The sequence below is a fragment of the Brevibacillus invocatus genome, from assembly GCF_003710915.1.
GTDB classification, from domain to species: Bacteria; Bacillota; Bacilli; order Brevibacillales; family Brevibacillaceae; genus Brevibacillus; species Brevibacillus invocatus.
In genome coordinates, this window is the sequence record NZ_RHHR01000028.1 from 1 (window position 1) to 24,558 (window position 24,558).

18 protein-coding genes and 3 pseudogenes are annotated in these 24,558 nt (G+C 47.9%); 15 read left to right on the forward strand and 6 right to left on the reverse strand.

All coding sequences use genetic code 11. The features are described from left to right. Window positions 1-249 (reverse strand): annotated as a pseudogene (locus tag EDM52_RS24940) (IS5/IS1182 family transposase); the annotation flags it as partial. Between the two features lie 368 nt (window positions 250-617). On the opposite strand from EDM52_RS24940, the gene EDM52_RS25465 reads away from it, so the two are divergent. Together EDM52_RS25465 and tyrS are read left to right on the forward strand one after the other, a co-directional pair. Beyond that, on the forward strand, window positions 618-743 hold the full coding sequence (locus EDM52_RS25465) for a hypothetical protein (protein ID WP_276330123.1): 126 nt from the start codon (window positions 618-620) through the stop codon (window positions 741-743). A gap of 45 nt (window positions 744-788) precedes the next feature. Beyond that, on the forward strand, window positions 789-2,054 hold the full coding sequence (tyrS, locus tag EDM52_RS14720; protein WP_462935888.1) for a tyrosine--tRNA ligase: 1,266 nt from the start codon (window positions 789-791) through the stop codon (window positions 2,052-2,054). Window positions 2,055-2,122: 68 nt separating this feature from the next. On the opposite strand, the pseudogene EDM52_RS14725 reads toward tyrS, so the two are convergent. Together EDM52_RS14725 and EDM52_RS14730 are read right to left on the reverse strand one after the other, a co-directional pair. Beyond that, a pseudogene (locus tag EDM52_RS14725) lies at window positions 2,123-2,968 on the reverse strand (DegV family protein). Window positions 2,969-3,128: 160 nt separating this feature from the next. Beyond that, the gene (locus EDM52_RS14730; protein ID WP_122909737.1) at window positions 3,129-3,608 is read right to left on the reverse strand and encodes a staygreen family protein; all 480 of its coding nucleotides are present in this window, start codon (window positions 3,606-3,608) and stop codon (window positions 3,129-3,131) included. 355 nt (window positions 3,609-3,963) lie between these two features. Between EDM52_RS14730 and EDM52_RS14735 the strand changes: the two genes are divergently transcribed. From EDM52_RS14735 to EDM52_RS14770, 7 genes are all read left to right on the forward strand, one after another. Continuing rightward, window positions 3,964-5,724 carry a serine hydrolase domain-containing protein gene (locus EDM52_RS14735; protein WP_183185117.1) on the forward strand — a complete coding sequence of 587 codons (1,761 nt, stop codon included), beginning with the start codon at window positions 3,964-3,966 and terminating at the stop codon, window positions 5,722-5,724. 129 nt (window positions 5,725-5,853) lie between these two features. Continuing rightward, window positions 5,854-7,035 (forward strand): sensor histidine kinase, encoded by a 1,182-nt coding sequence (locus EDM52_RS14740; protein ID WP_122909739.1) that lies wholly within the window; start codon window positions 5,854-5,856, stop codon window positions 7,033-7,035. After that, on the forward strand, window positions 7,022-7,669 hold the full coding sequence (locus tag EDM52_RS14745) for a response regulator transcription factor (protein ID WP_122909740.1): 648 nt from the start codon (window positions 7,022-7,024) through the stop codon (window positions 7,667-7,669). Before EDM52_RS14740 ends, EDM52_RS14745 begins: the two co-directional genes overlap by 14 nt. A 789-nt stretch (window positions 7,670-8,458) precedes the next feature. Then, complete coding sequence (locus EDM52_RS14755) at window positions 8,459-10,186, forward strand: ABC transporter ATP-binding protein (RefSeq protein WP_122909742.1); 1,728 nt, start codon at window positions 8,459-8,461, stop codon at window positions 10,184-10,186. Window position 10,187: 1 nt separating this feature from the next. Then, window positions 10,188-12,029 (forward strand): ABC transporter ATP-binding protein, encoded by a 1,842-nt coding sequence (locus EDM52_RS14760; RefSeq protein WP_122909743.1) that lies wholly within the window; start codon window positions 10,188-10,190, stop codon window positions 12,027-12,029. A gap of 185 nt (window positions 12,030-12,214) precedes the next feature. Then, a complete protein-coding gene (locus tag EDM52_RS14765; RefSeq protein ID WP_122909744.1) occupies window positions 12,215-13,903 on the forward strand; it encodes a YndJ family protein in 1,689 nt (562 codons plus the stop codon). Window positions 13,904-13,992: 89 nt separating this feature from the next. Next, on the forward strand, window positions 13,993-14,739 hold the full coding sequence (locus EDM52_RS14770; protein WP_122909745.1) for a class I SAM-dependent methyltransferase: 747 nt from the start codon (window positions 13,993-13,995) through the stop codon (window positions 14,737-14,739). Between the two features lie 3 nt (window positions 14,740-14,742). Here EDM52_RS14770 and EDM52_RS14775 read toward each other — a convergent pair whose 3' ends face one another. Continuing rightward, entirely contained in the window at window positions 14,743-15,642 is a 900-nt protein-coding gene (locus EDM52_RS14775) for a LysR family transcriptional regulator (RefSeq protein ID WP_122909746.1), read from the reverse strand. Between the two features lie 127 nt (window positions 15,643-15,769). On the opposite strand from EDM52_RS14775, the pseudogene EDM52_RS25695 reads away from it, so the two are divergent. Further along, window positions 15,770-16,407: pseudogene (locus EDM52_RS25695) on the forward strand (MFS transporter); the annotation flags it as partial. 201 nt (window positions 16,408-16,608) lie between these two features. On the opposite strand, the gene EDM52_RS14785 reads toward EDM52_RS25695, so the two are convergent. Then, on the reverse strand, window positions 16,609-17,400 hold the full coding sequence (locus EDM52_RS14785; protein WP_183185118.1) for a YwqG family protein: 792 nt from the start codon (window positions 17,398-17,400) through the stop codon (window positions 16,609-16,611). A gap of 100 nt (window positions 17,401-17,500) precedes the next feature. On the opposite strand from EDM52_RS14785, the gene EDM52_RS14790 reads away from it, so the two are divergent. Next, on the forward strand, window positions 17,501-18,376 hold the full coding sequence (locus EDM52_RS14790) for an alpha/beta fold hydrolase (RefSeq protein WP_122909748.1): 876 nt from the start codon (window positions 17,501-17,503) through the stop codon (window positions 18,374-18,376). A 62-nt stretch (window positions 18,377-18,438) separates the two neighbouring features. Then, window positions 18,439-19,269 (forward strand): prohibitin family protein, encoded by an 831-nt coding sequence (locus EDM52_RS14795; RefSeq protein ID WP_122909749.1) that lies wholly within the window; start codon window positions 18,439-18,441, stop codon window positions 19,267-19,269. Between the two features lie 101 nt (window positions 19,270-19,370). Here EDM52_RS14795 and EDM52_RS14800 read toward each other — a convergent pair whose 3' ends face one another. Next, window positions 19,371-20,180 (reverse strand): MBL fold metallo-hydrolase, encoded by an 810-nt coding sequence (locus tag EDM52_RS14800; protein WP_122909750.1) that lies wholly within the window; start codon window positions 20,178-20,180, stop codon window positions 19,371-19,373. A 522-nt stretch (window positions 20,181-20,702) separates the two neighbouring features. On the opposite strand from EDM52_RS14800, the gene EDM52_RS14805 reads away from it, so the two are divergent. The 3 genes from EDM52_RS14805 (at window position 20,703) to EDM52_RS14815 (ending at window position 24,557) form a co-directional block, all read left to right on the forward strand. Then, entirely contained in the window at window positions 20,703-21,386 is a 684-nt protein-coding gene (locus tag EDM52_RS14805) for a response regulator transcription factor (RefSeq protein ID WP_122909751.1), read from the forward strand. Beyond that, a complete protein-coding gene (locus EDM52_RS14810; protein WP_122909752.1) occupies window positions 21,379-22,788 on the forward strand; it encodes a HAMP domain-containing sensor histidine kinase in 1,410 nt (469 codons plus the stop codon). The genes EDM52_RS14805 and EDM52_RS14810 overlap by 8 nt, the downstream gene beginning before the upstream one ends. Before the next feature lie 140 nt (window positions 22,789-22,928). Then, entirely contained in the window at window positions 22,929-24,557 is a 1,629-nt protein-coding gene (locus EDM52_RS14815; protein WP_122909753.1) for an efflux RND transporter periplasmic adaptor subunit, read from the forward strand. The last annotated feature ends 1 nt before the right edge of the window (window position 24,558 follow it).

The following is a 24,558-nucleotide window of genomic DNA, read 5'->3' on the forward strand; positions in this document are numbered from 1 at the left end:
AAAGTCATGTTTAAGCCGTTTCCGTAAATCTTTCACGGTTGGAATCCGTTCTACGATTCGAGCGACCAAAGAATACAGCATAGCAGCATAATTCAACTCAGTAGGAGCTCCATAGATCGACTTTTTGGAGATAACACAAAGAATCGGATCGATGTCAAGGGTGGAAAAAATCGCTCCAAATCGTTTGGGAGGTTCTAAATCGAATAATTCTTGTATATCAAACAGGCTTCCTTGTCTTATAATGGACATTGGGAGTCACCTCCAGTTCTCATAAGTTTTGGTCGTACTTAACTTATTAGAGATTTGGGGAGGTACTCCTTTTTCTATGCTCAAAAAACCTTGAGCCCGTAGGGCTCTAATTTATGAAATTGATTCACTTAAGTAAAACCAGAAGAAAAAGGAAGCTAGTATGGAATGATTGTCTCAAAATTATGATGTAAAATCGAAAACGCTAATTGTTGACACCGCCAACGCAATTCACTATACTGACTTTAATTTGATATGCGACATACGTTGAAAGAGCCCAGTAGCAGCTTGATCCCTGTTCTAGAAAGCCGGGGGTGATGGAACCCGGTACACATCAAGCGAGCGAATTACACTCTGGAGTATCTCGGGTAATGCCGAGCGGAATGGCGAACGATACTTCGCCAAAGAGTGGCACGAATGGCAAGCAACTGCGCGAAGTCCATTGGTGCAAGCTGGGTGGTAACACGGTTATTCAATCGTCCCTGTGTCTACAATAGACAAGGGACGATTTTCTATTTCAACGCGCAAAAATGAGGGAGTGTATGGCTGTGAACATTATCGACGAGCTTCAATGGCGCGATGCCATCAATCAACAGACGGATGCTGAAGGGCTTCGTGAATTGACCGAACAAAAATCGATCTCGCTTTACTGTGGTGTGGACCCGACGGGTGACAGCATGCACATTGGCCACTTGATCCCGTTCATCGTGCTGAAACGCTTCCAGCTCGCTGGCCACCGTCCCGTCATTTTGATCGGTGGTGCAACCGGAACCATCGGAGATCCAAGCGGTCGTCAGTCCGAGCGTTCCCTGCAAACGCTGGAACAAGTCCAGGACAACGTAGATGCCCTGACTGAGCAAATGAAAAAGCTGTTCGTGACAGAAGGCGACAACCAAATCCGACTGGTCAACAATTACGACTGGACACATAAAATCAACGTTATCGAATTTTTGCGCGATTACGGGAAAAACTTCAGCATCAATGCGATGCTTGCCAAGGATGTCGTGGCGAGCAGACTCGATAGCGGGATTTCCTTTACAGAGTTCTCCTACCAAATCCTGCAGTCGCTCGACTACTTGCATCTGTACAAACACGAAGACGTTCAGCTGCAAATCGGCGGTTCCGACCAATGGGGCAACATTACCAGCGGTCTCGATTTGATCCGTAAAAAAGAAGGTCCTGAGGCAAAGGCGTTCGGTCTTACCATTCCGCTCATGTTGAAAGCAGATGGCACCAAATTCGGGAAAACAGCGGGAGGAGCAGTATGGCTGGATCCGAACAAGACAACGCCATTCGAGTTCTACCAGTTCTGGGCAAATACCGATGACCGCGATGTGGTGAAATACCTGAAATACTTTACGTTCTTGTCCAAAGAGCAAATTGACGAACTGGCTGAAAAGGTCCAGACTGAGCCGCATAAACGCGAAGCGCAAAAGATGCTGGCAGAGGAAATGACGCGATTTGTGCACGGAGAGGAATTACTGGATCAGGCCAAGCGCATTACCGCTGCTTTGTTCACAGGAGATATCAAATCTCTGACGGCAGACGAGATCGAGCAAGGCTTTAAAGAGATGCCGACGTTTGAAGCAACGAAGGAATCGAAAAACATCGTCGACTGGCTGGTAGATCTGGGCATTGAGCCATCCAAGCGTCAAGCGCGCGAGGACATCACCAATGGTGCGATTTCCATGAATGGCGAACGAGTCAGTGATCTCGGACTTGAAGTGACCGCTGACCTGGCGATTGGCGGCCGATTCATCATTATTCGCAAGGGCAAGAAAAATTACAGCTTGGTGAAAATCGTATAGAAGGCTGTATATAGGAAGCCCTTCTCCCGAAAGCGTGATGATTCAATGGGGGAAGGGCTATTTGTTATCTACGTATTTCGCCAAGTAAGAGCCAGCGTACCCATTCCTGCATGTGCCCCAATCGTGGAGCTAATGGGTACGATCAACACTTCCACATCGGAATACTTGGTTGTGATCATCTCTTTTAACTCAAGCGCTTTTTCTAGAACATGGCCATGCAAAATCTGCACATGCGTCACAGAATGGCTTTGTCTTGCCCTTTCTAGCTGCTTCAGCATAGACTTTATCGCTTTGCCCTGAGTACGGACCTTTTCATAGATCTAAAAGTGCCCATCCTTGATTTGGATGATCGGTTTTATTTGCAGCAGATTGCCAATGAAATATTGCATACCGCTCATGCGGCCACCCTTATAAAATTGGTCGAGACTTCCCACCATGATGTAGTTCTCCACCATTTTGTATTCCTCGCGCAGCGTCATAGCGATTTCCCGATAGTCTTTTCCTTGTCGGTGTAGCTCGATTCCCTTTAAGATCATCGCCGTGATCGGATAGGACATCAGCTTGGAATCTACATGCTCTACAGGGAAGTCGACCATCTTGGCAGCGTTTACACTAGCGTTGTACGTGCCGCTCAGGTTGGAGGAAAGGTGGACAGCGATCGCACAGTCATACTCTTCCTTCAATTGTTCAAACAGAGTAACAAATTTGCCGATGGATGGCTGTGAAGTTTTGGGGGCATAATCGGCCTGGGTAATTTTTTGGTAGAGCTGTTCGGGAGTTAGATCGACCCCGTCTTCGTATGTTTCCTCTTCAAAAATGATCTCCAGTGGAACGATGTAGATGTCGTGCTCTTCCAGAATTGGGTCGGGTATGAAAGCAGTGCTGTCAGTAACCCAGGCTATTTTTTTCTTCAAAAACATGTCCTCCCCCATAAAAGTAGAAAGCAACCTAGTACCTCTATCATACTATGAATATGTCGAGTTATGTCGAAATAATAGGGAATTTAGTGAACAATTGGGAGGGAATGATTGGTAGACAACCCCTTGCCCCAGATCATACGAGGTTCAGAGGACGTTATGGGGTAGCGTACTGGATGGGATTTGCGTATTGACGAGGTGTGCCGTAATAGCCGATTTGGTTAAATGCCGGATACGTCGATGTGAACTTCAGCATGATGGGGGCGTCAAGCAGCGTCGGATAGTGCGCATAAAAAGGCAGGTCTCCGTAGACGATTGCTTGCAGCGCCAACCCCATCTCTTTCTGGAAGATCCCGAATCGACGCTGTGCGACCTCACTTGTAAATTCACCGCCATCTACGTAAGCTTTGCCGAGCAACACGAACCGACCGTGTACATCGATGCGCCATTCCGCAATGACTTCATCCCGCATCTTCCAGTTGATAGACGAATCGTCATAGGTATACCCAATCGACAAAAACAGATCACCCGTCGTATCGGAATGGGTGAGCGTATAGGTTCGATGCTCGACGGGCTGGGCAGAGGTTGCGGGAGGTATGAGCTTGACGGACAATTTTTGCGGGTTGAAAGGGGTCATTGAATCCTCCTGACGAAAGACATGTATCTGCAAGATTGTTCCACACGCACGTGGGAGAGAGCAGAGAGGCGGATTACGATATCGTATGTAGGATATGGTCCAGATGGCTGGATGTTTGCCTATGAGTTACCTGTGCAAATAATGCCGGAAAGAGTGGGGGGAACAGTCACCATTAGAAAGTGACTGTAGATACTATCCGACTTGACTGTTGGTTACTTATGATGAACAAATGTCCGATTAAAATAAGGATGGAGTGATCATCATGTCCAAACAGAACAAGTTGTTAATCTGGATCGCGCATGTATGGACGTGTTTTCTATTAGCCCTTTTCCCTTGTGCCGCAAATGCGAGCGAAATGTCTAAAAGTAATCTCCCTGCACAAAATATCGAAGGCTTCGCGGATGCTTTTTTCCGAGACAGGCTCCAAAAACAGATTCCCGGAGCCATTGTCGTTGTAGTGGAGGATGGACATATCGCTTTAAAGAAGGGGTATGGATTCGCCGATGTTGAAAAAAACAGGAGAATGGATCCGGAAAAAACATGGTTTCCTGTTGGTTCCATTTCAAAATTGTTTACGGCTACCGCTGCCATGCAACTCTATGACAAAGGACTTGTTGGTCTTGAGGGTGATGTAAATCAATATGTGCAGGACGCTGATATCAAGGCAATGCTCAATCAACCTCTGACAGTTCATCATCTGTTAACACATACAGGAGGATTTGGTGATCGGAATTTAGGAGCAGCGGTAAGAGAACTACGTGACCAGCTGCCGCTTCGGGAAGACATCAAGCAGCATGTAGCTCCCATTCGGCCACCCGGTCAAGAAATGATGTACGACAATTCCGGTATGCAATTTTTGGGGTATGTGGTCGAGTCGGTGGCAAAAATGCCTTTCAATGATTACATGACAAATCATGTTTTCAAGCCGCTAAACATGAGGACCAGTACGTTTCGAGCGACACCGGATCTTTTAACGAAAATCGCAACAGGCTATCAAGGATCGAATGGGATTTACAAGCCCTATCCTACATATGTCTTGAAAAGCCAAGACGCTCCACAGGGCGGTTTATTGACTACGGGCGCTGACATCGCCAGGTTTATGCTCAGTCATTTGGAGCAAACGCCTGAAATTCTAAAAAAAGAGACGTACGAGCTGATGCACAGGCAGCAATATTCTTATGACCACAGAGTACCCGGTGTTGGATACGGATTTTGGCAAAATAGATGGAACGGGGTAGACGCAATTGGTCACAATGGCGATCTTCCAGGCTTTCGGTCGGCAATGTGGCTTCTTCCAGACAAACATGCAGGATTGTTTGTTGCCATAAATGGTGATTCTGGAGCCGAATTGCGAAATGAGCTGATGAACGCATTTATCACAACGTTTTACTCGGAAGAAAAGGACCTGAGTAAACCGGCTTCTTTGTTTCAAGGAGATGCGCTGCCTGACCTATCCGGGACTTACCGATACAACCGGTATACGGAGCATACTTTTGAAAAGCTGAACTTGCTGCTCTCGCCTAAAGAAATAAAAGTGAATATGATCGATCAAGGAGAGTACAACGTCAACCTGTTTCCGGATCAACGCTTCAGGCAAATAGATTCGTCATTGCTGAAGAGTGATGAAGGAAATTACGTGGCTGTAAAAAGGGAAAACAATGGAGAAATCCGCTCTTTGCAGCTATACAGCCACTTGACGGGTTCCATTATCGTGAACAAAATAACATGGTTTGAGAGTGCGACTTTCCATCTGTTCCTGTTTGCGGTCTTCTCATGTCTATTTCTTATTTTAACGCTGTGGGGAATAGCAAAATTTATCAAACGAAAACCGCGTCAGCCGTTTGATCTTTTCATCTGGATCGCCAATGTGTTACATCTCGTTTTCATCGCGGGGCTAGTTGGTAGTATCGCTTCCATACCATCATTTGAGTATGAATTTGGAATTCCAAAGCCAATAACCTCTATCTTAACGATCCCACTGATCGCCCTTAGTCTGTCCGTGATCACAAGTTTGTTGTGGTTAAAAACTAGAAAAAAAAGCGGGTACTATTTTTTTAGCATTACATTACAGGTCTGTTTTTTTGTGTTCCTCTCTTATTGGCGCCTTTTGCCCTGACTCAATCCGTGGACTCGTCCACGGATTTTTTTTAGTAGGTGCTATATGTATTTTTTGTATGTTACGATAATAATTAGGGAATTACGATCACAAGCATCCGGAAAATGAAGAGAATGGTGATAGAAAGCAATGCAGCCATATGTAAATAGCAGGGACTGGTTTTGGGCCGATACGGCTATTTTCGGAGGGCGCACTTTTTGGTGGGTCTTAATTTTTTATTTCACGATTGTAAACTCTAATAACGGCAGTATCTCTCTGACCCAAATCCTCATGATGGTTGCCGTATTTCTAATTCCGCAATTGTTTTGGACACCTAGGAATATGAGCCCAATCGGGTTTTGTTTTACAGAATTGATTTTCGGAGGCTCCTATCATGTTTACACAATGATGAATTTGCAGGCGTATGATAATTCCTTTTGTTTTTCTACATTGGTTTTAGGGTTTATTTCTACTCCTAAACTCATGCTCCTCACTGCACCCGTTTCTGTTTTTCTTGAATTGATCCCGGTCATGTTTAACGCGTACTCTTTACAAGAAAGCTTCGATGGGATGGTGTATGCGACTTTGTTGTATGGTTTAGGCTTCTGTTTTAATCGGATTATACAAACAAATGAAAAAACGAAAAAATTGCTGAATGAAATTGAAGTAAAGAACAGAAAATTAAGCGACTATGCGAATGAGGTTGAACAGATTACCTTGTTAAAAGAACGTAACCGGGTGGCAAGAGATTTGCACGATTTCTTGGGACATACATTGGTTTCGGTTGCAACGGCTTTAGATGTCGCCATCAAGACGGTGGAAAAGGACCCTGCGGGAACCAAGAAAAGACTGGCTGAGCTTCGAACGGTAACGAAAAACGGACTGGATGAAATCAGACGAAGTATTCATCATCTTTCTTCAGAAGATCAGCTCTCCTTTTTGGAGCGAATGAAGCAACTCATTCAGGAACTGTCTGCATGTACCGAAACCAAAATGGCATTGACCGTTTTCGGCAACGAAGTAAACATGGACAACCGAATGAAAGAAGGGATGATTCGTTGTTTTCAGGAATCGTACACCAATGCAATAAAGCATGGAAAAGCATCTGAAATAAAGGTTCAGATTCGTTACACGGATACTTGTTTCGAAATGAAGATTTACGACAATGGAATCGGTGGACAAAACATAAAACCAGGTTTTGGGCTGACTGGCATGAAAAAAAGAGTAGAGGATCTTGGAGGTACAATGGAATATCAAACAACGGTGGATAAAGGGTTTGATATAGTCTTTCAAGTTCCCCGCAAGGAGTTGAAAAGTGATGAACGCAATTAAATGTTTAATCGTAGAGAATGAAAAGATTGTACGGGAGAGCTTGGCCATTCTCTTGAACATGGAGGAAGACATTGAGGTTGTGGGAACGTCGGAAAATGGGGCCGATGCTTTAGCATTCTGCGAACGTATATTGCCAGATATCATTCTTATGGATGTACACATGCCGGTCATGGATGGAGTGGAAGCGACCAAACTGATCAAGAATAGATGGCCTCAAATAAAAGTAATCATGTTAACGAACCATCAGGATGTCGAGTATGTCTTGGCTGCACTGGGTCATGGAGCAGAGGGCTATTTATTGAAAGCAATCAGTCCGGAAAATTTAAGCGGAGGAATACGGCTTGTCCTTCAAGGAGGCACGTTGATTCCTCAGCATGTAGCGAGGGATATCTTACGGGAGATCACGGACCTCCGAAAGCAAACAGAAAAGGCTGGCAACGCCTATAATCTTTCAGATCGAGAACTCGAGATTCTGACTTTGGCATCCAAAGGTTTAAACAATAAAGAAATTAGCCAAAAATTATTTTTATCGCACGGCACTGTGAAAAATTACATATCTAATATTTACTCCAAAATGGAAGTAAGGGATCGGAAAGAAGCCACGAGCAAGGCGCTTGATGAAGGTATTCTTTAGCGGATACAGGATGTAACCGTAACCGTAATACAGCAATCGAGGACACCCTATAACCGAGTGTCAGTGTTCCTTCCGCGACATGAGCGACGGCTAATGTTTCCAATACAGCCAATCAGAAGAAATCGAAACGGCTGCTTCGCTTTTTCCTTTTTTCATCGTGTAAATTCCGATTTACGGAAACGTTTTGGCTATATATAACCATCAGACTGGTACTCAAGTAGGGAGCAAACTTAAAAGGAGCACTCGGACTTCTCTCCGCCGTCCTCTAAGCCATTCCGCGAACTGTTGTTTTGGGCGGTGCAACTGACAGGGTCGTTCCGCATAAAGAAAACGTTCCCGTCCAAATTTTTTCGACCTTCCCCAACTCGGATCAAGACCAGCAGGACTTCAAAGATGGGTAGTACGATGTGGACATTCAGCCGTTTTTCACCAGCAATCCGGTTCTAACCATTACCTGGAAGGACGGGAATGGCAAGGAGCATAAAGAGATCATCGAACTGACCCTCCAACAATCGAGGTGAACAATCCAAAAAAGTCAAAGCACAGCCTGATGTTGAGAGGGCTGTGCTTTTTCCTGTTGTTCAACTGATCCACGTGATATCCGCTTGTGTCACCTTCCATTGATTGTCTATCCATTTCACCACGACTTTGGTGCCAAGGCTGCGCGTGCATCTTTCCTTTTTCAATCTGAAAGGATAAAATTTTATCCATCATGATGTCTGCTTGCATCTCATACGGGATCGGGGAGAGAGAAGCTATTGAGAGAGAAGGCCTGGATGGGGTGAATGAATGCGTTTCTATCTGAAGTATTTGAAAAAATACGGCGTGGCTATTGCGATTTCCTTCTTTTTTCTCGCCATGGAAGCGGTGAGTGATCTGCTGCAGCCGACGATCATGGCGATGATCATCGATAAAGGGGTAGCGGAGCGGGACATGGACTACGTCCTGCGAATGGGTGGCTTGATGCTGCTCATTACAGCACTGGGAGCAGTCGCTGCTTCGATGCGAAATCTGCTGTCCAGCTACGTCTCCCAGAATTTTGGCGCGCTGTTGCGTTCCGACCTGTTTCGAAAAATTCAGTCGCTTTCTTTTGAAAATGTAGACAAGCTTGATCGGGCGTCACTGGTCACGCGGCTGACCAATGACGTCAACCAAGTACAAGTGTTTGTGAACGGGATGATGCGGATTTTCGTCAAAGCACCGCTCCTCTGCATAGGCGGACTGATTATGGCAGCGCAGTTGAATTTGCAGCTATCCGTGGTTCTGGCTATCGTGGTGCCGATTGTCGGTTTGTTCATCATCCTCAATATCAAAATCGGCTTTCCTTTCTTCGGCAAGGTACAGTACGCCCTGGACCGGGTAAACGGTGCCATGCGCGAATACCTGTCCGGCGTGCGGGTGGTCAAGGCTTTTCATCGCTACGCGTTTGAAAGTGAAAAATTCAATCTTGCCAATGAAGAGCTCCAAGCAAAGTCGATTTCCGCTACACGGATCATGTCTGTGTTTGGCCCAGCGATCATGCTCGTGGTCAATCTCGGGATAGTCGCTGTATTGTGGATCGGTGGACTTGGCGTCGAACAGAGCGAGATCGAGGTTGGGCATATCATCGCCTTTACCAACTACATGACCCAGATCTTGTTCGCACTGATGATGATCTCGATGGTGTTCAATCTGTTCGTGCGGGCCAAAGCCTCTGCACTTCGGATCGGGGAAGTGTTTGCTGAGGAAAACCGGATAACCTGGAAGGAGACCGGTTATGAGTCTAAAGCTGAGACAGGCAGAATCGATTTTGAAAAGGTAAGCTTCTCCTATGATGGAGAGGGCGGCGAGCTTGTATTAAAAGAGATCAGCTTTACTTGCCTGCCAGGTGAAACAGTGGGGATTATCGGCTCGACAGGATCTGGAAAAAGCAGTTTAGTTGCCTTGATTCCACGATTTTACGATGCTACATCCGGATCATTGCGCATCGATGGAGAGGACGTTCGTCATATCGATCCGAAGAAGCTGAGGGAACGCATCGCGATTGTTCCGCAAAAAACAGTCTTATTCACGGGGACGGTCATGGAAAATATCCGTTGGGGGAAAGAAGACGCAACGCTAGAAGAAGTGGAACAGGCAGCGAAGATGGCCGAAGCGCATGATTTCGTGATGGCTACCAAGGATGGATATGAATCACGTGTTGGCCAGGGGGGTGTCAACTTCTCGGGCGGGCAAAAGCAACGGCTGTCCATCGCGCGGGCGTTGGTGCGCAAGCCGGAGATTCTTATTCTGGATGACAGCACCAGCGCAGTGGACGTCGCGACGGAGGGCAGGATCAAGGAATCTCTGCGCAAGTACGCCGATGGTTTGACCTGCATTCTGATCGCCCAGCGCATTACCTCTGTGATGGATGCCGATAAGATTGTCGTTTTGGATCATGGTGAAATGGTAGGATTAGGAACACATGACGAGCTGCTTGCAAATTGCAGAGTCTATCAGGAAATCTACCACTCCCAAATCGGTCGGGAGGTGAACTAGCATGTCCCAACAAAGAGAACAGCCCGTGCCTTCCATAGGGCCAAAGCATGGAAACCGCTTCGGGATGGCTGCGAGAGCTGCACAAAGCAAACCCAAGAACTTTAAGGCGACGATTAAACGGCTGTGGCATGCCTTTGGCAAGGAAAAACGAATCCTGCCGATCGTGTTTGTTATTGTTTTCATCGATGCCCTGTTGATGCTGGCGGCACCCTATCTGATTGGGGAATCGATTGATGCGATGACCCGAGGCGAAGAGATGATGGGCCTCCTCGGGATCATGATCCTCGTCCTGCTCATCTCGTACGTAGCAGACGGCATCCTCACCTTTCTTCAAGGCTGGATCATGGCGGGAATCTCACAGCGGATTGTAAAAAATCTGCGGAGCGCGCTGTTCGAAAAGCTGCAGAAGCTGCCCGTTTCGTTTTTTGACTCGCGTACGCATGGAGAATTGATGAGCCGCTTGACCAACGATATTGACAACGTGAGCAATTCGATCTCGCAGTCTACGACACAGCTGATGTCAGGTGCGCTGATGATTGTCGGATCATTAGTCATGATGCTGGTGCTGAGCCCGCTGCTGACCTTGACCTGTCTCGTTACAGTGCCGTTGGTTTACCTGCTGACCCGGACCATTGCACGCAGAACCAGCGTTTTATTCAAAAATCAGCAGATGCAGCTCGGCAAGCTGAATGGTCATATTGAAGAAACCATCTCCGGGATTCAAGTCGTCAAAGCCTTTAATCACGAGCAAAAGGCGATTGCCGAATTCGATGAGATCAACGATGAGCTGCGAAAAGTAGGCTTGCGGGCTCAAATCCTGTCGGGCTTTCTCATGCCGATCATGAACGTCATCAACAACCTTGGCTTTGCCTTGGTAGCAATCGTTGGTGGTGTACTGGCGATTGAGGAGATGATTACGGTCGGTGTGATTGCCAGCTTTCTCAGCTATTCGCGCCAATTTGTACGACCGCTCAACGATCTGGCGAACATCTTCAACGTATTACAGTCCGGTGTAGCGGGAGCGGAGCGGGTATTTGAAGTGCTGGACGAGAAGGATGAACCGGCTGACGTCGTCCAAGCAGTGCAGCTAACCCAGCCAAAAGGCCATGTCGTGTTCGAAAACGTCAGCTTTGGCTACCGACCCGATCAGCTCATCCTGAAAGATGTCAGCTTTGAGTCGAAAGCCGGGAGCATTACGGCGTTGATCGGTCCGACCGGGGCAGGAAAGACGACCATCGTCAATCTGCTGACCCGCTTCTACGATGTGACTGGCGGGGCGATCTATCTGGATGGCAAAGACATCCGGGAATATACGCGAGACAGCCTGCGCAGCAGCTTCGGCTTTGTACTGCAGGATACGTATTTGTTTTCGGGAACGATCAAGGAGAATATCAAGTACGGGAAGCCGGATGCGACGGATGAAGAGGTGCGCGAGGCGGCAAAAATGGCCAATGCCGATGTATTCATCAATCGGCTGCCGAAGCGCTACGATACCGTACTGAGCGAAAACGGCGGCAACCTCAGCCAAGGACAGCGGCAGCTGCTCGCGATCGCCCGGGTGATTTTGGCAAAGCCTGCCTTACTGATCCTTGATGAAGCGACGAGCAGCATCGATACGCGCACCGAGATTCATATCCAGGAGGCACTGCTCAAGCTGATGCAGGGGCGTACCAGCTTTGTCATTGCCCACAGGCTCAATACCGTTCGGGATGCAGATACGATCATGGTCGTAGATGGTGGGAAGATCGCTGAGCAGGGGAGCCATGAGGAGCTGCTGGCGAAGAAAGGAACGTACTACCAGTTGTTTTCCAATCAGTTTAAAAATATCGAAGCTGCACAATAGCGGATTGGCTGTCTTTTCGTTGATACTGGACGAAAGAGGCAGCCAATTTCCGTTGCAAGGATCCAGTTCATATTTCCCTTTTTATGGTACCCAATCTGCTTTCTTGATACTATTAAGACAAATCTAGTGATCTAGCTTTCTTAAAAGGTAATAGAGGTGCAATTCCTATTCGGAGGTCATGAAACTTGCCAAATCGACTAAATCAAATCATCCATTCCTACGTGCCAACCGGATTGTTGCTATGGTTAGGTTTTTGGTTCCTGCCCTATTATGACCAAGCAGAGCGAATCATTTTATTCGCTGCTTTTGTTGTAGTGCCATTAACCCTGTATCGCGTATTTGAGTCTTTGAAGAATACGCCCGTTCTCTTTTTGAAAATCCTCATCTCCCTGATCCCAATAGGTGCGATATCACTGGCTGTATCCTTCGCCCTATCCCCAGGACCTATCGCTGGTGCGCTGGCAATTCCTTGGAGCCTTGTAACCTTTGTGATTGCGGCCATGGGCGTTGGTCTTCTCGTCAAGAACTTCCCTCATTTCGGTGATGTGTCCAGGGCGATTGGTTTTATGTACATCAGTGTAGGTGGCATTTGGTTAGCGGCCTATCAATTCGGCTCGTCCTTGCTAGGCTTTGAGGGGCTGATTATGTTGCTTACAGTCAATCATTTTCACTATGCGGGCTTCGTTGTGCCTGTATTATTTGGTTTTTTGCATGATAGCCTGGAAAGAAAATCCTTTTCGGGGTTGACGGTTGTGCTTGGCGGGATTACCCCCATCCTCATTGCACTTGGTATGACATACTCGCCGATTCTGGAGTGGCTGTCTGTCGTCACTTTTGCCTTGTCCCTGATCCTGTACAGCGTCCTTGTTTTTACTTGCGTGATCCCAAAAGCAACAAGATGGACAAAGGGATTTCATCTCCTGTCCAGTGGAGTGATCTGGTTGACGATGGCCTTGGCCGTTCTATATGGATTTGGGGAGTGGACTGGACAATCTACCATTTCCATTTCGACGATGATCGTCTTCCACGGCTGGGGGAATGCGGTTCTCTTTTGCTTTATTGGGGTGCTGGCATGGCATGCAACCCTGATGGATCAAGCAACAGCGGGAATTCCGTTTAGTCGTATTCAAGGTACAGGGAGAATCGGTGCCGACGTTTTTACCAAGTTGGAAGTTCTCGATCGAGAGCCTGAGGAGAAGCCGACGGGCTTGATCGATGATATGCAAGATTACCAGAGCCAATCATTGGATCTCGAACGCTTTGACCAAGATATCATCGATTTCTATGAGAAAACAGACGACTTTGAGCTGTATGTGACACCCTATTGGAGCAAAGCTTTTACTTACCCGGCTAAAGTCTATAAATGTGGCAGTCAATGGCTCGAGCAAATGAACTTCCCGTTAGAAGCGGAATCTATTGAACAACAAGTGAAAAGCGTCATACTCCCCATTCAGGACAGTAAGGACGGCAGGCAAAATATCCGAGCCTGGGTACGAACCTACAATCAAACCCAAAAGACCATTTATGCAGCGTTGTACTCCACGCATGTGACAGGACGTACGCGCTATATGAATATTGCTTTTCCACTCCCGTACTCGCAAATGACAAGCATCCTGAATCTGCGCAATGGCTCGGACGAAACATTGGTATTAACCTCATGGCCATCTGAAGGGAAATCCGGAGATCAAGGTGTGTACCTGGTACTAAATCAGAAAGCCATCCGTCTTCCTATTAATGAAACGATAACGGTATGGAAAGACCCGGATTCTCCCAAAGGGAAAATCGAAGCCAGGCATGACATGTGGCTGTTCGGGATGAAATTTTTAACATTGGATTACCACATTTCTAAGAAATCACAGGTTGTTGATAGCTAGCTACGTTGTGACTTTCTAGCAGGAAAAGGGTGGTTGCGCGGGGAATGTATGTTCTTGTGGTTGTAGATAAAGTTTGGAGGTAATGACACATGAACGTGGATGCATTGATCGCAAACAAAAAAAGCTGGAACGAAGCCGCTCCTCGCTTTTACGGAAGAAATCCGCTGCCGGAATACGGTCCACTGGCTCCTACGGAAGACGAGCTTCAATTAATAGGGGACGTCACGGGTCTGAAAGTACTGGAGATTGGCTGCGGAAGTGGTCATTCCTTGCAGTATATGGATCAGAAACATGCAGGTGAGCTGTGGGGGCTCGACTTGTCTACCAAACAGATCGAAAGTGCCAGAGACTTGCTGAAGAACAGCCGAGCGCCCGTACAGTTATTTGAATCCCCGATGGAGGAAGACCCTGGATTACCGCAGCATTATTTTGATCTCGCCTATTCCGTATTTGCCATCGGGTGGACGGTTGATCTGGACAGGACGCTGGCAAATGTTCATCGCTATCTGAAGCAGGGCGGGGTGTTCGTCTTTAGCTGGGAGCATCCGCTGTTTAGCCGAATCGCATCACAGGACGGGACGTTTGTGGTAGCGAAATCCTATCACGAGGAAGGTTCATTTGATCACGAAGCATGGCAAGAGACCGCGATCATGCAGCAATTTCGCCTGAGTACCTACCTCAATGTCTGCATCCAGCAAGGGTTCTCGATCGAGCGAGTGGTAGAGGATGTGTCTCTTACGGATGAGATGCTGAAAAATCAGACCAATCGTTGGTACTCCTACGAAAAGGCAGCCCGGATACCGACTACAATGATTATCAAATGCCGTAAAATCTGAGAATCACTGATTTGCCGCATCCAGATGCTCAAAGTGGCGTATGACAAAATCCTTGAAACGAGCGGCGGCAGGGGACATATATCGGCCTTCGACATGCGCCATGCCAATGACTCTTCGACACTTTGGTTCACGGATGTGAATCTGGACGATCTTGTTCTTGTCCATGCCGCGCAGGTTGGGCAACAGGGAAACCCCGAGTCCGGCAGCGACAAGACCCGCAACCGTTGCTGCCTCTTCGCTCTCAAACGTAACATTGGGGGTAATCCCCAGCTGTTGGAACAATTGATCTGTCGTATTGCGCAGAGCGTAACCTTTTTTCAAAAAGATGAAGGAGTCGTTCGCCAGCTCTTCCAACTCAATACTATCTGAACCTGACAACGGATGATCGAGAGGGACGATCGCATAAATCTCCTCGACCCAGAGTGGTGTCCACTGAATCGACAGCTTGGTTTCCGTCGGTTCAGCGAGAATACAAATGTCCAGTTCCCCTGCATCCAAATGCTCCAGTAGTGAGTAGCTATGGTTCTGTATCAATTGAAAGCTGACGCTTGGTGAATGCACGCGATAGGCACCGATCAGATCGGGAATCAGGCTGGTCCCTAGCGTATGGAGAAAACCTAGAGCGATCTCTCCGCTTTCGGGGTGTACGAGATGTTGCAGCTCTTGCTTGGCGCTCTCATATTCGCCCAGAATGCGATTGACGCGTGATAAAAACAGCTGACCGTAACGATTCAAGGCGATTTTCCTTCCTTCTCGTGAAAAAAGCGGGACACCCAATTCATCCTCCAATCGAGCGATCGAACGACTCAGTGCAGGCTGAGAAAGGGAAAGAGACTCCGCAGCGCGAGTCACATGCTGCATGCGTGCCAGCGTTTGAAAATATTCGAGTTGTTGCCACTCCATATGTCTATACCCCCATCGTTATCATTACCCACATGCATCAAAACCATAATTATTATAAATTATACATTATGAATAGAGGGTGATACGATAGCAGCATGAAGAGCGTTTTCGGGGAGGTAGCTTCAACGTGGGACACATCCAGAAAGGGACTTCTGCCTTTCGTAAAGCAAATCTCGCTTTTTTTGCTGCCGGCTTTAATACATTTGCCATTTTGTACAGCACGCAGCCACTCATGCCAGAGTTTACCGAAGATTTTGGGATTTCTCCGACGATGGCCAGTCTATCCCTGTCGTTGACGACCATTTCGCTTGCCTGATCTTTTGGCTGAATCTGCCGCGCTCACAAAATTTCCAGCCTCGTTCACCTGAACCGCAAAAGCTGCTGCTCTCCTTTGGGCATCACCTGAAGGATCGGGGGATGCTTTGCTTGTACGGGATTGGCTTTCTCATCCTAGGCAGCAACGTCGCTTTGTTCAACTATATGGGGTATGTACTGACTGCTCCGCCCTATCGACTCAGTCAAACCCTGGTAGGCTGGATCTTCATCGTTTATCTGGTGGGCACAGTCAGCTCCGTATGGATGGCGAAATGGGCGGACAAATACGGGCGCCAAAATATGATGATTCTGGCTTTGACGCTCACATTGGTAGGGGTGTGTATTACCCTGGAAACTCATCTATGGGTGAAAATGATCGGATTGCCCGTTCTGGTCTTTGGATTTTTCGGCAGTCATTCCATTGCCAGCGCGTGGGTGGGAAGGCGTAGTAGGATTGGTCGCCGCATTTCTATTATTGGCTCTCCTGTTGGCTGTGAACTTGTCGAAGGGGGTAAAACCAGTAGCGGTCATGATAAACGATAAAGGAAATCATAGGGGTTAGAATCTATCACATCCATGCAGGTTGAAAAAAGGCGGTGCAGGTCATTATTCCTGTACCGCCTTTTTAATATTCCTTTTTTCGGCCCTTCACTAGCAGCACTGATAGGAAAAATAGCAGTTCGCAAAATTCCTCTCTCGCAAGTCATCCTGTGCAATGACAAAATAGATCGTTCCTACATCCCCCCACATGATATTCAGGTTTTCTTCATCCGTATCGACCTGTAGAAGCAGCGTATAACGATCGTTGCCCTCTAGCTTGCGAAAATAATCAATTTCATCAAAGACGTCATTTTGGATGTTGTGAGGATGGCCCAAAGCCTGGTGGTGCCAAGTAGGAGAGCCGTTTATTTCGGCAAAGGCAGGAAGGAACTGATCCCAATACACATCCCAATGTTCATCTGGCACGGTGATCGCTTCGCTGTGCAAAGACAGGCCCTTGATCATTTGCAGATTGTTGGCTGGAAGAACCCCGTATTTGTGTGTCCCCGGGTACGGAAGCGTTTGGAGGTGCGAAAGATCGCCATCGTAATACAGAACCCTCCAGCCATCTCTGTTTGGCAGCTCTCCGCCGTATACTGACTGCTCTGCCGCATCATAAAAAAAGTAGAGCAGGCCACGCTCAGGCAATTCGTTGGCAACACCGATTCGTTGTACTTCTTCGAGATTCAGCTGTCCAATAAAGGACAGTGGCTCACCCTGATACTCGGGATACGTCCATCCGGGTGGAAAGTCTGGATAACCTCCCAAACGACTTGTAGCCAAGGTGGGTGTATCCTCTTTTTGAGGGTAAAGGTACATGCATTCGTGTAGGTGGGCAAGAATGGTTTCTTTCATCGTATCTAAACCGAGCTTTTCGATCAGGGTATGTATATTCTGTATCATAGACAAACTCCTTTCGCATTTTCGAATATAAGGGTATGATGAGTAGCAAATAACCATAGAGGAAGATCAACGGGACGTTTTTCCTGGGAAAGGGTGCTCCATGCTCAAAAGTGAACATATTTTTCTGCCAGATGGGACGGAGGTTCAATATACTATTCGTGGAACAGGGATTCCAATCCTTGTTTTCCACGGTGGACACTCCAATTGTTTCGAAGAATTCGGCTATCGGGAATTACTTGAAAGCGGCTGCTCTCTGATTACACCGTCCCGGCCAGGCTATGGTGATACATCACGCGAGCTTGGAGAAAGTTTTGCGAAAGCTTGTAACGCCTATGTGATGTTACTCGATGAACTAGGACTAGAGCAGGTCCATGTCCTTGCCATCTCAGCGGGAGGCCCGAGTGGCATCTATTTCGCTGCATATTACCCAGAACGCGTGCGAACCCTCACGCTGCAATCTGCAGTGACGGATGAATGGATTTCGCCAACAGACAAGACCCAACGAATGGCCGTTAACTTGTTTCGCCCTGGTGTGGAAAGATTCACCTGGAAGCTGATGGGTTCCATGTCCAAACGATTTCCTACCTTTATCCTGAAACATATGGCTCCCTCCTTTTCGACCTTGTCTTGGAGTGAAGTGATGACCTATCTGAAGGAGGAAGATGTAGAAGCGTTTTGCGCCATGAACAATCGCCAGAGATCTGGGTATGGCTTCATGATCGATCTGGTACAATCCAGGCGGGACCTAGTGGAGGACATGAAGAGCATCAAGTGTCCGACACTGATTATGCACAGTAAACATGATCAGACCGTGCCCTTGAAGCATGCTCATCGCGCAAATGCACATATCCCTCACGCTCAGCTATGCATCTTGGACACATGGGGTCATTTGATTTGGATCGGGAAGGGATCGGAACAAGTAGCCAGTGAATACTTGGCCTTTATTTACCGGAATGAAGATTCTAAAGAAAAATGAAACTTTTTGCCCCTCTTGCCGTATAGACTAGGGATACAGAAAAAGATAAGGGGAGGCGGAATATGAACGACGATAACGTAGTAAACATGAATTCCTTTAAACAGGGAGGAAAGCTGCTCGTCACCATACTTGTAATCGCTGTCATTGCACTGTTGGGTACGCAATCTTTTACCATTATCTCGGCCGGTCATAGCGGCGTTGTGCTGCAGCTAGGAGCAGTACAACCAAATGTCATGCAGGAAGGACTACATTTTAAGATTCCGTTTGTACAAACCGTGATTCCAATCGAAGTCAGGGTCCAAAAATCAGAGATGAGTCAAACCTCTGCTTCACGTGATTTGCAAAACGTATCGACGACAATAGCTGTGAACTTCCACCTGGAGCCAAACAATGTCAACAAATTGTATCAACAGGTTGGTCTGGATTATAATTCTCGGATCGTAGACCCTGCTATTGCCGAAGCATTTAAATCGGTAACGGCTCAATATACAGCAGAAGAACTGATTTCCAAACGCTCTGAAGTGAGTGGAAAAGTGAAAGAGCTGCTGACTCAGAAGCTCTCCACGTACTACATCGTTCTGGATGAAATCAACATACGGGAATTTACGTTTAGCGAAGAGTTCAACCGCGCGATCGAGTCCAAGCAGATCGCCGAGCAGCAAGCACTCAAATCGAAGCTTGATCTGGAGCGGATCAAGATTGAGAAAGAGCAGGAGATTACGAAAGCACAGGCTCAGGCGGAAGCCCTCCGCTTGCAGAAGCAGGAAGTAACACCTGAATTGATCCAGCTCAGACAAATCGAAGCGCAGCTGGAAGCGATTCGCAAATGGGACGGCAAAATGCCAAACGTAACCGGTGGCGCGATGCCATTTATCGATGTAGACAAACAATAACAACAGAGGGTGCCTTCTTAGCAGATAGGCACCCTTTTTTTGTTTCCATCACTCACTGATTAGGGAAGGGAACGACAAATTCGAGCTCAGAAGCTCCGTCTTCAGCCCTCCTTCGGTGCAAGTCCACGCAGTACCGATGTGACGATGTGCATGGTATCGAACTCTCCATCAGATACTTTCGTGAGTAGATGGTTGGGCTCAAAGAGTCGATCATTGATTTCTGCGGCAGACCATCCTCTCTGGTGTAAATGAATGATTTCTCCTGAGAGATTTTCCAAATAGTCCAGCTTTTGTCGCAGCATGTTTTTTCCGCTGGCGATATATCCGGCATGTCCGCAATAGATCGACTCGAACGAATAGTCCAGTACCAATCGAAGCGAATTCATTTGTTGCGGGATGGATTCAAAAGAAAGCAGCACTTTAGGCTTGGCAGTCAGGTACAAATCCCCACAAAGCAAGCGACCTGTTTCTTCGTGCAGAAGGACGACATGGTCATCGGCGTGGCCGGGTGTATAGATCACCTTCCAGCTAGTGGAGCGGGAGTGGAAGGTATCGGTTAATGGCTTGGCGTTAAATGGTTCGCGAACACCCCAAGCGACTTGGCGGTACAGCGGATAAGCGGCTTGTTCAGAGCAGATTGTCATGCCATAGGGATGGATATAGACAGACACTTCTAGATTTTGCTCGATCCAGGAGGCTGTGCCGACATGGTCCTCATGGCTGTGTGTGAGGACGACAGATTCAAACGTGTTCTGTTCATAAAAGGAAATCATTTCCGACAGGACATTCTGTGGACCGGTATCGACCAGCATGCCATCTGTCAGATAGACATAGACGGATGACTCCCTACCTTGGCGATTCAATACGATTTCGACACAGACTACATCTTCATGGATTGAAGTTCGCAGCATAAATACCTCCCGGGCCATCCATTTTTTTCTATTATACATCCACTCAGAAAATTCGCACGAAATGAGTGAACAAAAAGCAAGGCCATGACCATATAAAGGTGAATGGCCATTTCAGAAAGAAGTAGATTCTTGGATATCGAGGAATGAAGTGAACGTATTGTATCGCACGGTAAAGCGTTTGCAGCATGGTACCATTCGATTCGGTAAAGAGCTTCCAAGTCTTAGGTCTGGATGGGTCGAATGCGATGCGAGCCAGATAGGTGATCATGCCTATTTTGCTAGTTCCAAGTTCGCGAGTAGGATACAGACTGAAACCTTGGCCAACCTTTCAAGCGTCTGTAGGGTATCTTCTTCATGTACTACCCCCCTAGATGTCGGCTGCCGGAGTTGAGGCAGCCCTTTTTTTACAGGATCGGAAAGGATATGTCAGAGTCCAAGCTTTCCACTTAGACATCTGTTTGACATAATTTTCTCATACGCTAGATTAGATAGTCGATTCGATCAGAAGGGGGATGAGCAGAGATGAAGAACATCCTGGTTGTGGAAGACGAGTTGCCTATCTCTCGAGTGTTGAAGGTCTATCTGGAAAAGCATCACTTTCAGGTCGAACAGGCATTTACAGGAGACGAGGCACAGCGAAAATTCGATTTGATCAATCCTGCGCTCGTATTATTGGATGTCATGCTGCCTGGTCGCAGCGGCTGGAGCATCCTTGAGTATATACGAGCAAAAAGCTCATGTCCCGTCATCATGCTGACAGCTCTTGGGCAGATTGACAACAAGCTGGCTGGACTGCACCAGGGAGCGGATGATTACATAACAAAGCCTTTTATTGCCGATGAGGTCGTCGCGCGTGTACAAGCTGTTCTGCGCCGCTCGACGCAAATCATCGAAGGAGATCATATCAAGCAGTTTGGCAGTCTGAAGGTGGACTTCAAGGCACGCACGGTGATGCTTCATGGGATCGAGCTGACCTTTACGCCAAAGGACTTGACGCTTTTTTTATTTCTCGCCCAGTATAAAAATCAGGCATTTACCCGCGAGCAGCTGATCGAACAGGTATGGGGAATGGACTACGAGGGAAGCGATCGCGCAGTGGACTTGGCCATCAAACGGATCAGAAGAGCATTGGAGCATTGGCCGGATGCAGAAGGGGAGATTCGTACCTATCGCGGATTAGGGTACAAGCTATGCGTCTATGAATAAAGAAAAAAGAGTCTCGCTTTTTCGTTATTGGACGAACCGGTATCTCTTGACGTTGTGTGTCGGTCTGCTCGTGATTGGCATTGCCTCCAGTCTCTGGATCAAGTACAGCGAGACACAGCAGCGACTCGATATCATGAGGCTGATGGCTGCTGAAATCGCAGAGCGTGTCGTCGACCCCAACGGACAGATCAGAATGGCTCCTTTTTTATTCCGTATTTTGGACAACAGGCAGCAGTCTCTTCGCTTGGATTACAAGCCTTTGATGCTGATCGTCGATTCGCGGAAAAAAGCATTGTTTGACGGACCTGGTCCTTTTTCCTCCGAGCTCGGCCGCATGGCGCCACAACTGCTCAAAGAGGGTCAAGAAGTGACGAAGATCACACTTTCTCATGGAGACCAGATGCTTTTCGTTAAACACCCGATCCAGTTCAATCAGCAGGAAATCGGCTGGGTGCTCTTGTTTACACCAGACAAGGAAGCGGGCAGCAATACGCAATACCAGCTGTTGTTTATCATGCTGTTCAGCTTGGGGCTTTTGGGATGGGGGGTTATTTACCTTTTGACCAAAAAGCTCTCACAGCCGATCAAGGATGTCGCGGTAGCCGCCAACCAGATCGTCACGGGGGATTACGACATTCAACTGGATAAGGAGCGGCCAGAGCAGGAAATCTACGAGCTGAACCACTCGTTTAAAGAGATGGCGGATCGCTTGCGTCAGCTGGAAATGATGCGGACAGAGCTGCTGGCGGGGGTGACCCATGAGCTGAAAACACCGGTGACCTCGATCAGCGGACTGATTCAGGCTGTCAAGGATGATATCGTGAGCGGTGATGAAGCCAAGGAGTTTTTGGAGATCTGCTCGAAAGAGACGACTCGCCTGCAAAAAATGGTGGAGGATCTGCTTGATTTCAATTCGTTCGCAGTAGGCGATATCCGGATTCGCAAAGAGGATCAGAATATGAACGAGCTGATCGTCGAAATCACCCATCAATGGCGGATTGCCCACGAGATCGAGGAGCTGACCGTGCTGATTGAAAAGCCCGAGCACCCTCTCATGGCCTCGACAGATCCGCTTCGCGTACAGCAGATCTTGTACAACCTGTTGAATAATGCGGCTCAAGCGATCGCATCTGGTGGAAACATTGTGGTGAGCTTGGTGGACACGGAAGAAGAGATTCGGATCGAAGTGAAGGACAATGGATGCGGGATTCCGCTGGATGAGCAGTCTTTGATTTTTGAGCGATTCTTCCGTGGAGAAGAGAAGAAGCAGACGCAAAGAGGCCTGGGGCTGGGGCTGTCCTTCAGCCGGATGATCGCGCAGGCACTGGGCGGCCAACTGTCTTTGAAAGAAAGCTCTGATGCAGGAAGCACCTTCATGCTGGTCTTGCGAAAAACAATATAGCGAATGCCAAGAAGACGACTTTGCGGGAAGCAAGTCGTCTTTCCCTTTTCTCTGACATGATGCTGACGTATTTCTCCCTTATATTGAGGCAAAAGCAGGAAATTGCTCGAAAGATTAAACAGTGCGGGGGGAGTCATCCAGTGGATGAGACAAGCAAGAAAAAAGAAGCCTTCTCCAAAAAAGGGAAAAATAAAAAGCGGATCGTGATCACGAGTCTCGCCGTTCTTCTTTTGGGTGGAGCAGGTGTAGTCGGTTATCAGACGTTTATGGCGCCTGCTCAAGCAGAGGCTGCCTATCAGGTGATACATGTAGGCAAGGGAGATGTGACGGAGACGGTACTGGCCTCTGGAACCGTCCAAGCCTCCAAGCGAACGTCCTTATCCTTTGCAGACGCGGAGGATGCCAAAGATGTGATCTCCTCCATTCTCGTACAGGTGGGGGATCATGTGAAGGCTGGACAGGTTCTGGCCACGATGGATGATTCTGTTGCCAAAATGCAGCTGATCAATGCACAGGCCAATCTGTTGTCTGCCCAGGCCAAGCTGGAAGAAGCGCAAAAGAGCAAGAGTACAGGAGAAATGAGTACCCTGCAGGCAAGTGTCAACCAGACAAAATCAGAGCTGGAGATGGCGGGCAAGTCGGTGGATCTGGAAAAAGCGCGCAATGATGAATTAAAGGCGAAAGCAAATCTGGAGAAAGCCGAAAAGAACTACGTTTCGCAAAAAATGCTTTTTGAGGCAGAAGCGATTTCTCGTACCGAGTATGAAACAGCCGAAATCGATTTGGAGCAGGCCAAACGAGATTACCAGACAGCAGTCTTGTCCCTGGAGCAGACAGGCGGGCAAGCGAAGAACAAGGTGGAGCAAGCCCAGGCAGCCTATCAAATAGCCGTGGAAAACCTGGAAGAAGCGCAAAAAGGACCTGACTCGGCGACCATTCTCTCAGCCAAGGCTGCCGTCGAGCAGGCAAAAGCCCAATTGCAGCAAAATCAGACTGCACTTAATGCAGTGACGCTAAAAGCACCAATGGACGGTGTCATCGTTCAGCTGAATGGCAACGTAGGCGAGGTCCCGTCCAACAATTTTATTATCATGGACAACTCCAACTCAGGCGATCTGGAAGTATTGGCGCAGATCAGCGAGAGTGATATCGGAAAGGTAAAAGAGGATCTGAAGGTTACCTTTACGACCAACTCCTACCCGGATCAAGAATTTGAGGGCAAGGTAAAGCTGATCTACCCGGAGGCTGTGACCAATTCGGGTGTGACGACCTACGATGTACTGCTTTCGGTCGATAACCAGGAAGGCTTGTTGAAAATCGGCATGACTATGAATGTCACTATCGAGATCGGTACCCATACGGATGTATTGGTCATTCCTGCGTCAGCCTTGCAGAGCCGCAATGGCCGAGATGGGGTCCTTTTGATGAATAACGGCACAGCTGCACCATCAGGGAATGAACAGCCAAGACAAGCCCAGCAGGGACAGCCAACCGATCAGCAGCAACAGCCTCAGCAGCGGCAAGAGGCTCGAAGAGAAGGAACAGCCGAGCAGCGAAGCAATTTGCCTTATCGCTTCCAGCCTGTAAAAATCGGCTACTTTGCTTCTGACCGCGTGGAAATTACCGAGGGACTGTCAGAGGGAGATCAGATCGTGATCCTGCCGACCGCGGGCTCAACAGGTTCAGCCAATCAAAATGGCATGCGGATGGGCGGAATGCCTGGCATGGGCGGATTCCCCGGTGGCGGTGGCGTCATGAGAGGGCGATGAG